The 13,202-nt window shown below is 70.4% G+C and carries 13 protein-coding genes and 1 riboswitch; of the genes, 8 read left to right on the forward strand and 5 right to left on the reverse strand.

Annotation, left to right across the window (positions count from 1 at the left end; all coding sequences use genetic code 11):
* Positions 1 to 14: 14 nt before the first annotated feature.
* The 6 genes from ppk2 to EV671_RS12665 all read left to right on the forward strand — a co-directional run bounded on the left by ppk2 (position 15) and on the right by EV671_RS12665 (position 6,038).
* Positions 15 to 1,178 carry a polyphosphate kinase 2 gene (gene ppk2 / locus EV671_RS12640; RefSeq protein WP_132571766.1) on the forward strand — a complete coding sequence of 388 codons (1,164 nt, stop codon included), beginning with the start codon at positions 15 to 17 and terminating at the stop codon, positions 1,176 to 1,178.
* Between the two features lie 16 nt (positions 1,179 to 1,194).
* Positions 1,195 to 1,322: riboswitch (S-adenosyl-L-homocysteine riboswitch) on the forward strand.
* A 76-nt stretch (positions 1,323 to 1,398) separates the two neighbouring features.
* The gene (gene ahcY, locus EV671_RS12645) at positions 1,399 to 2,817 is read left to right on the forward strand and encodes an adenosylhomocysteinase (RefSeq protein WP_132571768.1); all 1,419 of its coding nucleotides are present in this window, start codon (positions 1,399 to 1,401) and stop codon (positions 2,815 to 2,817) included.
* Positions 2,817 to 3,566, forward strand: coding sequence for a TlyA family RNA methyltransferase (locus tag EV671_RS12650; protein ID WP_132571770.1), 750 nt, complete (start codon positions 2,817 to 2,819; stop codon positions 3,564 to 3,566). The genes ahcY and EV671_RS12650 overlap by 1 nt, the downstream gene beginning before the upstream one ends.
* Before the next feature lie 256 nt (positions 3,567 to 3,822).
* A complete protein-coding gene (gene metF / locus EV671_RS12655; RefSeq protein ID WP_132571772.1) occupies positions 3,823 to 4,656 on the forward strand; it encodes a methylenetetrahydrofolate reductase [NAD(P)H] in 834 nt (277 codons plus the stop codon).
* Between the two features lie 177 nt (positions 4,657 to 4,833).
* Entirely contained in the window at positions 4,834 to 5,442 is a 609-nt protein-coding gene (locus tag EV671_RS12660; RefSeq protein ID WP_132571774.1) for an OmpW/AlkL family protein, read from the forward strand.
* Positions 5,443 to 5,552: 110 nt separating this feature from the next.
* Complete coding sequence (locus tag EV671_RS12665) at positions 5,553 to 6,038, forward strand: low molecular weight protein-tyrosine-phosphatase (RefSeq protein WP_132571776.1); 486 nt, start codon at positions 5,553 to 5,555, stop codon at positions 6,036 to 6,038.
* Here EV671_RS12665 and pepQ read toward each other — a convergent pair.
* From pepQ to EV671_RS12690, 5 genes are all read right to left on the reverse strand, one after another.
* Positions 6,007 to 7,350 carry a Xaa-Pro dipeptidase gene (gene pepQ, locus EV671_RS12670; RefSeq protein WP_132571777.1) on the reverse strand — a complete coding sequence of 448 codons (1,344 nt, stop codon included), beginning with the start codon at positions 7,348 to 7,350 and terminating at the stop codon, positions 6,007 to 6,009. The genes EV671_RS12665 and pepQ overlap by 32 nt on opposite strands.
* Positions 7,347 to 7,580 carry a DUF1161 domain-containing protein gene (locus tag EV671_RS12675; protein ID WP_132571779.1) on the reverse strand — a complete coding sequence of 78 codons (234 nt, stop codon included), beginning with the start codon at positions 7,578 to 7,580 and terminating at the stop codon, positions 7,347 to 7,349. The genes pepQ and EV671_RS12675 overlap by 4 nt, the downstream gene beginning before the upstream one ends.
* A 123-nt stretch (positions 7,581 to 7,703) precedes the next feature.
* Complete coding sequence (locus tag EV671_RS12680; RefSeq protein WP_132571781.1) at positions 7,704 to 8,012, reverse strand: DUF1272 domain-containing protein; 309 nt, start codon at positions 8,010 to 8,012, stop codon at positions 7,704 to 7,706.
* The gene (locus EV671_RS12685; protein ID WP_132571783.1) at positions 8,012 to 8,692 is read right to left on the reverse strand and encodes a glutathione S-transferase family protein; all 681 of its coding nucleotides are present in this window, start codon (positions 8,690 to 8,692) and stop codon (positions 8,012 to 8,014) included. Before EV671_RS12685 ends, EV671_RS12680 begins: the two co-directional genes overlap by 1 nt.
* A gap of 87 nt (positions 8,693 to 8,779) precedes the next feature.
* A complete protein-coding gene (locus tag EV671_RS12690; RefSeq protein ID WP_243655703.1) occupies positions 8,780 to 10,783 on the reverse strand; it encodes a lytic transglycosylase domain-containing protein in 2,004 nt (667 codons plus the stop codon).
* 102 nt (positions 10,784 to 10,885) lie between these two features.
* Between EV671_RS12690 and EV671_RS12695 the strand changes: the two genes are divergently transcribed.
* Both EV671_RS12695 and EV671_RS12700 read left to right on the forward strand, forming a co-directional pair.
* On the forward strand, positions 10,886 to 11,431 hold the full coding sequence (locus tag EV671_RS12695; RefSeq protein WP_207911139.1) for a 5-formyltetrahydrofolate cyclo-ligase: 546 nt from the start codon (positions 10,886 to 10,888) through the stop codon (positions 11,429 to 11,431).
* A 16-nt stretch (positions 11,432 to 11,447) separates the two neighbouring features.
* On the forward strand, positions 11,448 to 13,112 hold the full coding sequence (locus EV671_RS12700) for a cation:proton antiporter (RefSeq protein ID WP_132571789.1): 1,665 nt from the start codon (positions 11,448 to 11,450) through the stop codon (positions 13,110 to 13,112).
* Positions 13,113 to 13,202: the final 90 nt, after the last annotated feature.

Below are 13,202 nucleotides of genomic sequence, written 5' to 3' on the forward strand. Positions count from 1 at the left end.
ACCGAGGATTCCACATGCCCGCACCCCGCCCGTCCCCGACCTCCCGGCCATCGCCCCGGCGCCCGGCACCGCGCCGTGTGCTGGCCGGCGACACCGCGCCGCAGCTCGATGCCGACGGCCTGGAGCGCCACCGCGTCAGCCGCGCGCAGACCCGCCGCGACGTGGTGGAGTCCGAGACGCTGGCCGAGCTGCTGCGCCGCCACCACCAGGCCGAGGACGGCGCGGGCGCACTGGCGCAGGACCTGGCCACGCTGCTGGCCGGCAGTTCGCCCGACGAGCGCCGCCACCTGCGCCGCGCGCTGCGCCAGCACGAGCAGGCCCAGACGCCGCTCACCGAGGTCGACCCCGACAGCGAGCTCAACCCCGGCTGGCGCCAGGGCGGCTACCCCTACCGCAACCTGCTGTCGCGCAAGATCTACGAGAGCCAGAAGTACCGCCTGCAGGTGGAGTTGCTGAAGCTGCAGGCCTGGGTCAAGGAGACCGGGGCACGCGTCGTCATCCTGTTCGAAGGCCGCGACGCGGCCGGCAAGGGCGGCACCATCAAGCGCTTCATGGAGCATCTCAACCCGCGCGGCGCGCGCGTCGTCGCGCTGGAGAAGCCCAGCGACGTCGAGCGCGGCCAGTGGTATTTCCAGCGCTATGTGGAGCACCTGCCCACGCGCGGCGAGATCGTCATGTTCGACCGCAGCTGGTACAACCGCGCCGGCGTCGAGCGCGTGATGGGTTTCTGCTCCGAGAGCGAATACCAGGAGTTCCTGCGCCAGACGCCCGAGTTCGAGCGCCAGCTGGTGCGCTCGGGCATCCACCTGTTCAAGTTCTGGTTCTCGGTCAGCCGCGACGAGCAGCGCCGCCGCTTCAAGGAGCGCAAGCTGCACCCGCTCAAGCAGTGGAAGCTCAGCCCCATCGACATGGCCTCGCTGGACAAGTGGGACGACTACACCCGTGCCAAGGAGGCGATGTTCCTGCATTGCGACACCTCGGACGCGCCCTGGATGGTCATCAAGAGCGACTGCAAGAAGCGCGCGCGCCTGAACGCGATGCGCTTCGTGCTGAACCGCCTGCCCTACACCGAACGCAGGCCCGAGCGCATCGGGCCCGTGGACCCGCTCATCGTCGGCCGCCCGGCCCTCGTTTCCACGCCGGGTGACGATCTGCTCGCACCCGGGGGCATCGGCTGAGGCCCTAGAATTACGAGATTCCGAGGAGCGTTGCAACCTCAGCACCTTTTGAGGCCAGGCTCGGACAACGAAGTTGCGGTGGAGACTTACTTGTACTCAAGTGAGTCGAAACCGACACTCCCTTTGCAACCGCGCTCACCCGCTGACCTTGGGTCGGGGTGAGGCTTGAGCCCTTCCTTGATCGATCGCGTCAGCGGCTTTACTGCATGAAGGAGCCCGCATGACCGCCGCCAACCCCGCCCACATCGTCAAGGACCTGTCGCTGGCCGACTGGGGCCGCAAGGAAATCAAGATCGCCGAGCACGAGATGCCGGCGCTGATGGCCATCCGCAAGGAATACGCCGCCACCCAGCCGCTCAAGGGCGCACGCGTCACCGGCTCCCTGCACATGACCATCCAGACGGCCGTGCTGGTCGAGACGCTGCAGGCCCTGGGCGCCGAAGTGCGCTGGGCCTCCTGCAACATCTTCTCGACCCAGGACCACGCCGCCGCGGCCCTGGCCGCCGTTGGCACGCCGGTGTTCGCCTACAAGGGCGAGACGCTGGAGGACTACTGGGACTACACCCACCGCATCTTCGAGTTCGGCGCCAAGGGTGAGGCCGGCGAAGGCCCCAACATGATCCTGGACGACGGCGGCGACGCGACGCTGCTGATGCACCTGGGTCAGAAGGCCGAGAAGGACCTGTCGGTGCTGGCCAACCCGGGTAGCGAGGAGGAGCGCATCCTGTTCGCGGCCATCAAGAAGAAGGTCGCTGAGGACGGCAGCTGGTACACCCGCAAGAGCGCCCAGATCATCGGCGTGACCGAGGAGACGACGACCGGCGTGCACCGCCTGAAGGAAATGTCCGCCAGGGGCACGCTGCTGTTCCGCGCGATCAACGTGAACGACTCGGTCACCAAGAGCAAGTTCGACAACCTCTACGGCTGCCGCGAGAGCCTGGTGGACGGCATCAAGCGCGCCACCGACGTGATGGTGGCCGGCAAGATCGCCGTCGTGGCCGGCTATGGCGACGTGGGCAAGGGCTCGGCCCAGGCGCTGCGCGCGCTGTCGGCCCAGGTCTGGGTGACCGAGATCGACCCCATCTGCGCGCTGCAGGCCGCGATGGAGGGCTACCGCGTCGTGACGATGGAGTTCGCCGCCGACAAGGCCGACATCTTCGTGACGACGACCGGCAACAAGAACGTCATCCGCCACGAGCACATGGCCGCGATGAAGAACAACGCCATCGTCTGCAACATCGGCCACTTCGACAACGAGATCGAGGTCGCCTCGCTCGAGAAGTACGAGTGGGAGGAGATCAAGCCCCAGGTCGACCACGTGATCTTCCCGGACGGCAAGCGCATCATCCTGCTGGCCAAGGGCCGCCTCGTGAACCTGGGCTGCGGCACGGGCCACCCGAGCTATGTGATGAGCTCCTCGTTCGCGAACCAGACCATCGCCCAGATCGAGCTGTTCGCGCACAAGGACGCCTACGACATCGGCAAGGTCTATGTGCTGCCCAAGCACCTGGACGAGAAGGTCGCCCGCCTGCAGCTGACAACGCTGAACGCGCAGCTGACCGAGCTGACCGAGGAGCAGGCCGCCTACATCGGCGTGCCCAAGGCCGGCCCCTACAAGCCCGATACCTACCGGTACTGATGCGCGCCGACCAGCTCCTCGTCGCCCAGGGCCTGGCGCCGACGCGCTCCGTCGCGCAGCGGCTCATCGGCAACGGCGCCGCCGAATGGGCCTCGCCCATCGGCTGGGCGCTGCTGAAGAAGGCCGGCGAGGACCTGCCCGACACGGCCCAGCTGCGCGTCACCGACGACGCGGAGCTGCGCTATGTGTCGCGCGGCGGGCTCAAGCTGGAGGGTGCGCTCGCGCGCACCGGCCTGGCCGTCGCCGGCCACATCGTGCTGGACGTGGGCCAGAGCACCGGCGGCTTCACCGACTGCCTGCTGGCGCAGGGCGCCCGGCACGTCGTCGGCGTGGACGTGGGCCACGGCCAGCTGCACCCGCGGCTGCGGGCCGATGCGCGCGTGACGGCACTGGAAGGCACGCATGTGCGCGACCTGGACGCGCTGCGCCAGCACGCACCGACGGGCGGATTCACGCTGATCGTCGGCGACCTGAGCTTCATCTCCATGGTCGGCGCCCTGCCGGAGCTGCTGCCCTGGCTGGAGGTGCACGGCCACCTGCTCGTGCTCATCAAGCCGCAGTTCGAACTGGGGCCACAAGCCCTGGGCAAGGGCGGTCTCGTCAAGGACGAGGCCGACTACCCGCGACTGGAAGCCCGTGTGCGCCTGGCCTGCACGGCCCTCGGCCTCAAGGTGCTCGACTATTTCGACAGCCCCATCACCGGCGGTGATGGGAATCGCGAATTCTTCCTGTGGGCCGGGGTCTACTGACGCCAAGAGGGTCGGATGCGTTGCCACTCAAAAGCCCGCGAGCAAGGCGCGAAGACGAAGCTGGGGTCGTCCCCAGCGAGGCTTCGCAACACCGCGCGCGGGCTTTTGAGTGACAACCCTGCGGGAGAGGGTCTGCGCGGGCGCATGGCGTCGTTGCGCGCCTTGCCTGGGCATGAGCCCAGGCGGCGTCGCACGCCTAGCCCTGCGCCCGCGCAGACCCTCTCGCACCGATCCTCTTGGCGTCAGTAGGCCCCCGATGACCACCCCTGTCAGTTTCGAATTCTTCCCCCCCAACACGCCGGTCGGCGTCGAGAAGCTCAAGACCGTCGTGCGCGAGCTGGGCGCGCTGTCGCCGCAGTACTTCAGCGTCACCTACGGCGCCGGCGGCTCCACGCGCGACAAGACGCTGTCGGCCGTGATGGACATCGCCGCCGCCGGCTTCGAGGCCGCACCCCACCTCAGCTGCGTCGGCTCCACGCGCGAGAACATCGCCGAGATCCTCGCCACCTATCGCGCGCAGGACATCCACCGCGTCGTCGCGCTGCGCGGCGACCTGCCCAGCGGCACGGCCACGGCGGGCGAGTTCCGCTACGCGTCGGAGCTGGTCAGCTTCATCCGCGAGACGCAAGGGCCGGACTGGCACATCGAGGTCGCCGCCTACCCCGAGGTGCACCCGCAACAGCGCTACGCCGCCAAGGACCTGCAGCACTTCGCCGACAAGATGGGTGCCGGTGCCAACGGCGCCATCACGCAGTTCTTCTTCAACGCCGACGCCTATTTCCACTTCGTCGACGAGGCCCGCCGCCTGGGCGTCACCCAGCCCATCGTGCCGGGCATCATGCCCTTCCACAACTACGGCCGCATCGCCCAGTTCGCGCAGCGCGACGGCATCGACATGCCGCGCTGGGTGCAGATGAAGATGGAAGGCTTCATGGACGACGCCGCCGCCATCCGCGCCTTCGGCCTGGACGTGATCACCCGGCTGTGCGAACGCCTCATCGACGGTGGCGCGCCGGGCATCCACTTCTACACGCTGAACCAGAGCGCGCTGACGCTGGAACTCTGCAAGCGCCTGGGCCTGGGCGGCTGAGGCCCCAGGTTGTTGCGCGAAGGCCCCATCAATCTCGCCCGAAATTGATACAGCACAAAGCCACACCGCCTGCGCGGGCGGTGCGGCGCGTCCATGTTGCGTTGCATCAAATTCGCCGGGCAACCACAGGCGTGGAATGACTCCATCGGGGCCTCGCCCCATTCAACGGAGCCATCCATGTTCAAGAAGATCCCCGCCCTCGTCGCCGTCCTCGCCGCTTTCGCCGCCCCGCTGGCCCAGGCCGACGAAGGCCCGCTGCTGGTGCGCGTGCGCGCCCTGCATCTCGACTCGGCCAACAAGGACAGCACGGGCCTGGGCCTGAGCATCAACAACAAGACCTTCCCCGAGGTCGACTTCAGCTACTTCATCGCGCCCAATGTCGCGGCCGAGCTGATCCTGACCTACCCGCAGAAGCAGACGCTGTACTCCAACGGCAGCGAGATCGGCTCCCTCAAGCACCTGCCGCCGACGCTGACGCTGCAATACCACTTCAACCCGACCGGCACGGTGCGGCCCTATGTCGGCGCCGGCATCAACTACACCAACTTCTCCAGCGTCAGCTTCACGCCCGCCGTGCAGACCGCGCTGAACCCCAGCATCAAGAACAGCAGCTGGGGCGCTGCATGGCAGATCGGCGCGGACGTTGAAGTCACCAAGGGCACCTATCTGAACTTCGACCTGAAAAAGGTCGACATCGGCACCACGGTCTATTCCAACGGCGTGTCGGCCGGCAAGTTCAAGGTCAACCCCACGCTGGCCAGCGTCGGCCTGGGTTGGCGCTTCTAAGACAGGAGCAGCCATCCGCGCCGCAAACAGGCGCCGCGGCATAGGCCCCCGGCTCCGGAAGGAGCCGGCAGCGGACGGACAATGCGCCGCGCCAATTCAAGCGCCCCGCCATGACCGTCCGCCGCATCCTGTTCTTCTGCATGGGCAACATCTGCCGCAGCCCGACGGCGGAAGGCGTCATGCGCGCCCGGCTGACGGCCACAGGGCTGGACGTCGAGGTGGACTCGGCCGGCACGCACGGCTGGCACGCCGGCGAGCCGCCCGACGGGCGCAGCCAGGCCCATGCGCTGCGCCGCGGCTACGACCTCGGCGCCTTGCGCGCCCGCCAGCTCGAAGCGGCCGACTTCGACCACTTCGATCTCGTGCTGGCCATGGACGACGACAACCTCATCCAGGCCCGCCGCCTGTGCCCGCCAGCGCGGCGCGAGCGCCTCAAGCTGCTGATGGACTATGCGCCGGGCACCGGCTCCCGCATCGTGCCCGACCCCTACTACGGCGGCGAAGCCGACTTCGAGCGTGTGCTCGACCTGGTGGAGGCGGCCTGCGATGGGCTGCTGGCTTCGCTCAGCCCGGCGCCGCGAACGCGTCCCGCGTGAGGTTCTCCGGCGCCTCGCCGCTGCCGCGGCAGACGACGTCGTCCTCGATGCGGATGCCGCCGTAACGCGACAGGCGTTCGACACGCGCCCAGTCCACCAGTGCAGCCTGAGGCGATGCGCGCAATTGCTTCAGCAGCGTCGGTATGAAGTACAGCCCCGGCTCGATGGTCACGACCATGCCGGCCTGCAACAGGCGCGTCAGGCGCAGATAGCGGTGGCCCTCGGGCTTGTCCGCCACGCCGCCGGTCTCGCTGGCCATGAAGCCGCCGACATCGTGCACCTGCAGGCCCAGCAGATGGCCGATGCCGTGCGGGAAGAAGGGCTTGGTCACGCCCTCGGCCACCATGGCCTCCTCGCCCATCGCGACGATGCCGGCCTCGCGCAGCACGCGCGCGATGCGGTGGTGGGCGCTGAGGTGGATGCCGCGGTAGTCCACGCCCTCGCGCACCTCGTCGACGAGGCCGAGCTGCTCGCGCTCCATCGCCTCGATCAGGTCGGCGAACTCGGCATGCCCAGACGCCACCCAGGTGCGCGTGATGTCGCTGGCATAGCCGTTGACCTGGGCACCGGCATCGATCAGCAGGCTGCGCGCCTCGGCGGGCCGGGCCTCGTCCTGGTACTGGTAGTGCAGCACCGCGCAATGCTCGTTGAGGCCGACGATATTGCCGTAGGGCAGGTCGCGGTCGGTGTGGCCGCAGGCAAGGAGGTAGGCGCGGTGGATCTCGGCCTCGCTGGCGCCGGCCAGGAAGGCCTGGCGCGCGGCAGCGTGGGCCGGTGCCGCGCGGCGCGACGCTGCGCGCATCTGCTCGAGCTCGTAGGGACTCTTCACGCCGCGGGCCCAGTGCAGCAGGTTCAGCAGCGCCTCGGGGTTGTTGGGCACCAGGCCCGGCAGCGCCGCATCGGCCTCGCCGAGGATGGCGGCGCGCGGCGTGACGACATCGGCCAGCGCCCGGGCCGCGTCCTCCGGCTCGCGGATGACGACGAGCTCGACCGCATCCACCCACTCTCCGCTCGGCGCGCTCGGCGGCACATGCCAGTAGTCGTCGGGCTGGTAGTAGACGACGCGCGGCCTGCGGCCCGGTCGCACGGCCAGCCAGGAGTGCGGGTGGCTCGTCAGCGGCAGCCAGTGCTTGAAGTGCGGGTTGGGCTGGAAGAGATAGGGCCGATCGTCGAGGAAGGCGTATTTCTCGATGCCGGAGGCGATCAGCAGCGCGTCATGGCCGGCGCGCTCCAGCGCGGCCTCGGCCTGGCGCTGCAGCGTCGCGAGATGGTCGAGGTAGAGCGAACCGGGGCGCATCGCCGCCTCGCTCATTTGCGCAGATAGGTCAGCTTCTTCGTGCCGCCATCGCAGCTGCCGATGACTTTCGCGTCGCCGACCTTGTCGTTCTCGACCGCGCTGATCTCGTAGTTCTTCACACCCTTTTCGTCGAGCTTGGCGGCGATCTCGGCCTTGAGTTCGTCGCAGGGCTTGGAGGCGGCGTGGGCGGCCTGGGTCAGCAGCAGCGCGGTGGCGCTCAGGATCAGCAGCGTGGGCTTGGTCATGTGTCGTCGCTCGTGGCGTTGGAGTGGCGGAATTGTCGGGCAGGCGAGCGGCAATCGGGTGTCGAAGCCATCGCCACAGCCTTTCAACTCCCTGCCCCGCCGCAGGAGCAGGCCGGCACAGGCCTATCTGCGCTCGGGTGGCACTCCGCCCAACGCGGCGACCAGCCGTGCATGGGCGTCCAGGTCGACCGGCCTCAGCTTGGGCTCGGTCTTCGCCGGGTAGTTGCCGAGATGATTCCCGCCCTTCCAGTTGCGCGCCGGCCGCACCGGCCGCGGCACGAAGCCGCCGCCGCAGTTGGGGCAGACATTGCCCAGCAGGCCCTCGGCGCAACTCGCGCAGAAGGTGCATTCGAAGCTGCAGATGCGGGCCTGCGTGGACTCCGGCGGCAGCGCGACGGCGCAGTGCTCGCAGCAGGGGCGGAGTTCCAGCATCAGCGCTGGCTCCGGTAGGGCTCGTCTTCGGCGACGAAGTCCTGCTCGCGCATCGCGTCGGCCACCCAGTCCTCGACGGCCGGGTGGGCCAGCAGCGCGTCACGGTAGGCCGCGGCGGCGTCGGACAGCGGCAGGCCGAAGCGGCTCAGGCGCACGGCCACCGGCGCGAAATAGGCATCGGCCGCGCTGAAGGCGCCGAACAGGAAGGGGCCGCCGCCGGCCTGGAGCGCGTCGCTCCAGGCGGCGTCCAGGCGTGCCACGTCGGCGCGCAGCGCGGCGTCCTCGGCCCAGAGCTTCTCGCCGACGTCGGGGAAGAAGACCTCGATGTTCATCGGGCAGACGGTGCGCAGCCGGGTGAAGCCGGCGTGCATCTCGGCGCACAGGCTGCGCGCACGGGCGCGGGCCCGGAGGTCCCGCGGCCAGACGGCGTGCTCGGGATGGCGGTCGGCGATGTATTCGGCGATGGCCAGCGTGTCCCAGACCGTGAAGCCGTCGGCCTCGACGAGCGTCGGCACGCGCCCGGTCGGGCTGATGCCGGCGATGCGCCGGTTCCACTCGGAACCGGGACGGAAGTCGAAGCGCAGCATGACCTCCTCGAAGGGAATGCCGAAGGCCGCCAGCAGCACGCCGCTGCGCATGGACCAGGACGAGTAGTTCTTGTTGCCGATGTAGAGCTTCATGAGGCCTTCCGTGTTGGAGCCGCGCAGCTTAGGCGGCGGCACGCCGGGCAGGGATGAGCAATCCGCAACGGATTGATGCCGGAGGGCTCAGGGCGCCGACGCCGCGGCGGCCGGCGGCACATCGGCCAGGTCGGCCGTGCGGGCGCCGGCCGGGCCGATGCTCGCGCCCAGGCGCTCGCGCAGCGAGGTCGCCGGCAGCCCGAGGATCTGCGCATAGACCGCGCCGCCCAGCAGCACCTTGCGCACATAGTCGCGCGTCTCGTTGAACGGGATGTTCTCGGCCCAGACGGCCGCGTCGACGACGGGGCCGTCGCGCCAGCGCGCGGGCCGGTTGGGGCCGGCGTTGTAGGCCGCGGCGGCCAGGGCCTGGGCGCCGTCGAAGCGGTCCAGCACCAGCTTCAGATAGCTGGTGCCGATGCGCAGGTTGAAGTCGCGGTCCTGCATCAGCTCCGGGCTGTAGTTCATGCCGACCTTCCTGGCCGTCCACTTCGCCGTGGCCGGCATGACCTGCATCAGCCCGGCCGCGCCGACATGGGAGCGCGCATCCAGCACGAAGCGCGATTCCTGGCGGATCAGTCCGTAGACATAGGCCGGGTCGATGCCGCTGGCTTGTGCCTCGCGCATCAGCTCGGGGCGGTGGGGCGTGGGATAGCGCTGGGCGATGTCGATCTCGGCGCGGGTGCGCTCGCTGGTGTTGATGCAGCGGTCCCAGACCTCGCGGTCGCAGGCCTCCTGGGCGGCGGCCAGCAGCGCGCGGTCGTTCATGCCGCGCAGCGAGAAGTTCCACTCGCGCACGCCCTCGCTGCGCAGGCCCAGGGCGATGAGCTGCAGCGCGCGCGACAAGCCTGGGTGGCTGCGCGCCGCGCGGCGCTCGTCGGGCGTCAGCGGCGCGGGGGCGGGCGGCAGCGGCGTGGGCAGGGCCAGCTCCTCGGCGGCGAGGCGGCCGAAGAAATTCAACGCCCCGTAAAGCGGCGAGGCGGCCAGCGCGGCGAGCTGGGCGCGGGCGGCCGGCGCATCGCCCTGCATGCGGGTGGCGCGGGCCTTCCAGTAGACCCAGGCCGGCTCGCGCTGCTCGCTGGCGCCGAGGCGCTCGATGGCGCGCAGGGCCGCGGCGGGCTGCTTGGCGCGCAGCGCGGCGCGGGCGTTCCAGGCGAGCGCGTCGTCGCTCCAGTCGAGCTCGGGGGCCAGCTTGCCGGCACGCTCGAAGGCGGCGAGGGCGTCGTCCCGCAGGCGCAGCGCCGACTGGCGCCCGATCTGCACCCACAGCCAGGCCTGCAGGTCCTTGGGCAGCACGCTCCATTTGTCCTGCAGCACGTCGCCGGCCTGGGCCGGGTCGTTGGCGGCCACGCGGGCCAGGGCCAGAGCCGTCAGCTCGGCCTCGGGGCGGGGGCTGTTGCGGGCCTTGCGGGCCAGGTAGCGGCCGGCGTTGTCCTGCAGTTCGGCGAGCTTCTGGTCCAGCGGCTTGGCCGCCAGCAGAGCCACGGCCTGGCGCGCCGCGCGCGGGCGGCCCTGCTCAGTGGCCAGGCGTGCCTTGGCCCACAGCGTGTCGGCCTTGAAGAGGCCGGCGTCGACCATCGCGCTGGCCAGCTGCTGGCAGCCGTCGTCGCCGTCCTTCTGGGCCATCCATGCCAGGCGTGCGGCGTCGGGGCTGATCTTGTTGCCGCCGGCCTGCTCGGCCAGCAGCGCATAGCAGGCCACCTCGCGGTCGTCGCGCATCTGGTAGCCGGCGTGGTCGCGGCGGAAATTGGCCCAGTCGCGGCGCCGGCCGAGCTCCAGCAGCCAGTCGTTGCGCAGCCGGTCTTCCACATAGCTGCCGGCGTAGCGCGCGTAGAAGGCCTCCATGTCCGCCTGGCGCAGCTCGGTGAGGCGGGCGTTGAGGTCGAAATACTCGACCCAGCCGGCCAGCGGATGGTTCTGACCGCGCGCGGCGTCCACGAGGTCGGCCAGGCGCTTGCGGTCGCGCTTGGCCCAGGCCTCGCGGGCCTGCACGGCCAGGTCGGTGTCGCTGCCGGAAGGCGCGGGGGCGGCCTGGGCGCCTAACGCCACCGCCAGCAGCAGCGCCACCATGCCTCTGAAAACTCGCCTGTCCATTCGACTCATGCCTGTTACGGCCTACTGCACCCGCCAGTGGGCAATTTAACCCAGGCCGGCGCGATGAGTTCCAATGGCCCGGCCCCGACCCTCCCCGCGCCGATGACCTCCGCCCCTCCCGTCGACCGTACCGAGCTGCGCCGTGGCCTGCTGGCCGCGCGGCGCGCCTTTGCCGCCACGCCGGCCTTCCAGGCGGCCGAGCATGCGCTGCGCCAGTCCCTGCTGCCGCTGCTGGAGCAGCTGGAGCCCGAACTGCTGGGCGTCTATTGGCCGCTGGCCGGCGAGTTCGACCCCGGCCCCCAGGCTTGTCCACGCGCCCTGCCGTTCGCACGCCGCGACCCGGCCGAGATGGCGTTCCGCCGCTGGGACGGCGCCGCGCCCGCCGCGCAGGACGAATGCGGCATCGCGACGTCGACCGGCGCGGTCGCCGTGCCCGACGTGGTGCTGGTGCCCTGCGTGGGCTTCACGCGCGAGGGCTTTCGCCTCGGCTACGGCGGCGGCTATTTCGACCGCTGGCTGGCCGCCCACCCCGGCGTGACGACCATCGGCCTGGCCTGGTCGGGCGCCGAGACGCGTTTCCCTGTCGAGGCACACGACCGTGCCCTCACTTTGATCTTGACCGAGCGCGAGCTCATCGCCGCCGACTGAAAGGACGCCCCCGACGATGCACGAAGGCATGACGCTGATATCCACGCTGGCCGCTGCCTTCGGACTGGCCCTGGTGCTGGGCCTGCTGGCGCAATGGGCGCGGCTGCCGGCCCTGGTGGGCTACTTGCTGGCCGGCGTGCTGATCGGGCCGCACACGCCGGGCTTCGTCGGCGACGTGCACCTGGCCCAGCAGCTGTCGGAGGTCGGCGTCATGCTGCTGATGTTCGGCGTGGGCCTGCATTTCTCGGTGCACGACCTGGTGTCGGTGAAGGGCATCGCGCTGCCCGGCGCGCTGGTGCAGATGGCCGCAGCGACGGCCATGGGCACGGCGCTGGCGCACGGCGGGTGGGGCTGGGACCTGGCGGCCTCCCTGGTCTTCGGCCTGGCGCTGTCGGTCGCCAGCACGGTCGTGCTGCTGCGCGCGCTGGAGTCGCGCGAGCTGCTGCACACGGGCAATGGCCGCATCGCGGTGGGCTGGCTGGTCGTCGAAGACCTGGCCATGGTGCTGGCCCTGGTGCTGATGCCGGTGCTGGGCGGCAAGGGCGAGGGCAGCGGTGGCGGCAATCTGGCCGTCACCATCGTCACGACGTTATTGGCCGTCGCGGCCTTCGTCGCGGTGATGCTGATTGCCGGGCGGCGCCTGCTGCCCTGGCTGCTGTGGCAGGTCAACCGCACCGGCTCGCGCGAGCTGTTCACGCTGGCCACCGTGGCCGCGGCGGTGGGCCTGGCGGTAGGCGCGGCGGCGCTGTTCGGCGTCAGCGTCGCGCTCGGCGCATTCTTCGCCGGCCTGGTGCTGCGCGAGTCGGCTTTCAGCGAGCGCGCGGCCCACGAAAGCCTGCCGCTGCGCGATGCCTTCGCGGTGCTGTTCTTCGTCGCGGTGGGCATGCTGTTCGACCCGCGCGTGCTCGTCGACGAGCCGCTGGCGGTGCTGGCGACGGTGGCCGTCATCCTCGTCGGCAAGACGCTGGCCGCCGGCGTGCTGGTGCTGCTGCTGCGCTACCCGCTCTCCACCGCGCTGACGGTGGCGGTCAGCCTCGCGCAGATCGGCGAGTTCAGCTTCATCCTGCTCGGCCTGGGCCAGAGCCTCGGCCTCGTGCCGGCCGAGGCGACCAGCCTGGTGGTGGCCGGCGCCATCGTGTCCATCGCGCTGAACCCGCTGCTGTTCTCGGGCGTCGAACCGCTGCGACGCTGGGTGCTGGCGCGCTCTCCTCTAGCGCGCAGGCTGGAGGCGCGCGACGACCCGCTGGCCGAGCTGCCGGCGGACACACCGCAGAGCGCGCTGGCCGGCCAGGTCGTCATCGTCGGCCATGGTGCGCTGGGTGCGGCGCTGCGCGAGCAACTGGGTGGCCGGCCCGTCGTCGTCATCGACCGTGACCGCGAGGTCGTCGAGGCGCTGCGCGCCGCCGGCCAGGCGGCCGTGCTCGGCGACGCGGGCGAGGCGATGACGCTGGTGCAGGCTCACATCGCCCAGGCCGCCTGGCTGGTTGTCGCGCTGGCCGATGTGCGCGGCGTGCCGGCGCTGCTCGCGCTCGCGCGCCAGCTCAACCCGGCACTGCGCTGCGCCGTGCTCGCGCACACGGACGAGGAAATGCGGTGGCTGGGCGACGCGGGCGTCAGCCATGTGCTGCGCTCGCAGCAGGCGCTGGCCGAGGCGCTGGCGCGGGTCGTCGCAGCCCCCTAGTCTTACTGTGTCACAAGCGTAGCCTTGCGTTTGCGCGCAGGCAGCACGGACATCGGGGTAGTGTCTTGAGCAAGGCTGCGGCGATAAGCA

The sequence above is a fragment of the Roseateles saccharophilus genome (genome assembly GCF_004342485.1).
Classification (GTDB): domain Bacteria; phylum Pseudomonadota; class Gammaproteobacteria; order Burkholderiales; family Burkholderiaceae_C; genus Pelomonas; species Pelomonas saccharophila.

Bases quoted from the DNA above. Each gene is read 5' to 3' on its own strand.
- ppk2 (WP_132571766.1), top strand. From the start codon at position 15: ATGCCCGCACCCCGCCCGTCCCCGACCTCCCGGCCATCGCCCCGGCGC.
- ahcY (WP_132571768.1), top strand. From the start codon at position 1,399: ATGACCGCCGCCAACCCCGCCCACATCGTCAAGGACCTGTCGCTGGCC.
- EV671_RS12650 (WP_132571770.1), top strand. From the start codon at position 2,817: ATGCGCGCCGACCAGCTCCTCGTCGCCCAGGGCCTGGCGCCGACGCGC.
- metF (WP_132571772.1), top strand. From the start codon at position 3,823: ATGACCACCCCTGTCAGTTTCGAATTCTTCCCCCCCAACACGCCGGTC.
- EV671_RS12660 (WP_132571774.1), top strand. From the start codon at position 4,834: ATGTTCAAGAAGATCCCCGCCCTCGTCGCCGTCCTCGCCGCTTTCGCC.
- EV671_RS12665 (WP_132571776.1), top strand. From the start codon at position 5,553: ATGACCGTCCGCCGCATCCTGTTCTTCTGCATGGGCAACATCTGCCGC.
- pepQ (WP_132571777.1), bottom strand. From the start codon at position 7,350: ATGAGCGAGGCGGCGATGCGCCCCGGTTCGCTCTACCTCGACCATCTC.
- EV671_RS12675 (WP_132571779.1), bottom strand. From the start codon at position 7,580: ATGACCAAGCCCACGCTGCTGATCCTGAGCGCCACCGCGCTGCTGCTG.
- EV671_RS12680 (WP_132571781.1), bottom strand. From the start codon at position 8,012: ATGCTGGAACTCCGCCCCTGCTGCGAGCACTGCGCCGTCGCGCTGCCG.
- EV671_RS12685 (WP_132571783.1), bottom strand. From the start codon at position 8,692: ATGAAGCTCTACATCGGCAACAAGAACTACTCGTCCTGGTCCATGCGC.
- EV671_RS12690 (WP_243655703.1), bottom strand. From the start codon at position 10,783: ATGGACAGGCGAGTTTTCAGAGGCATGGTGGCGCTGCTGCTGGCGGTG.
- EV671_RS12695 (WP_207911139.1), top strand. From the start codon at position 10,886: ATGACCTCCGCCCCTCCCGTCGACCGTACCGAGCTGCGCCGTGGCCTG.
- EV671_RS12700 (WP_132571789.1), top strand. From the start codon at position 11,448: ATGCACGAAGGCATGACGCTGATATCCACGCTGGCCGCTGCCTTCGGA.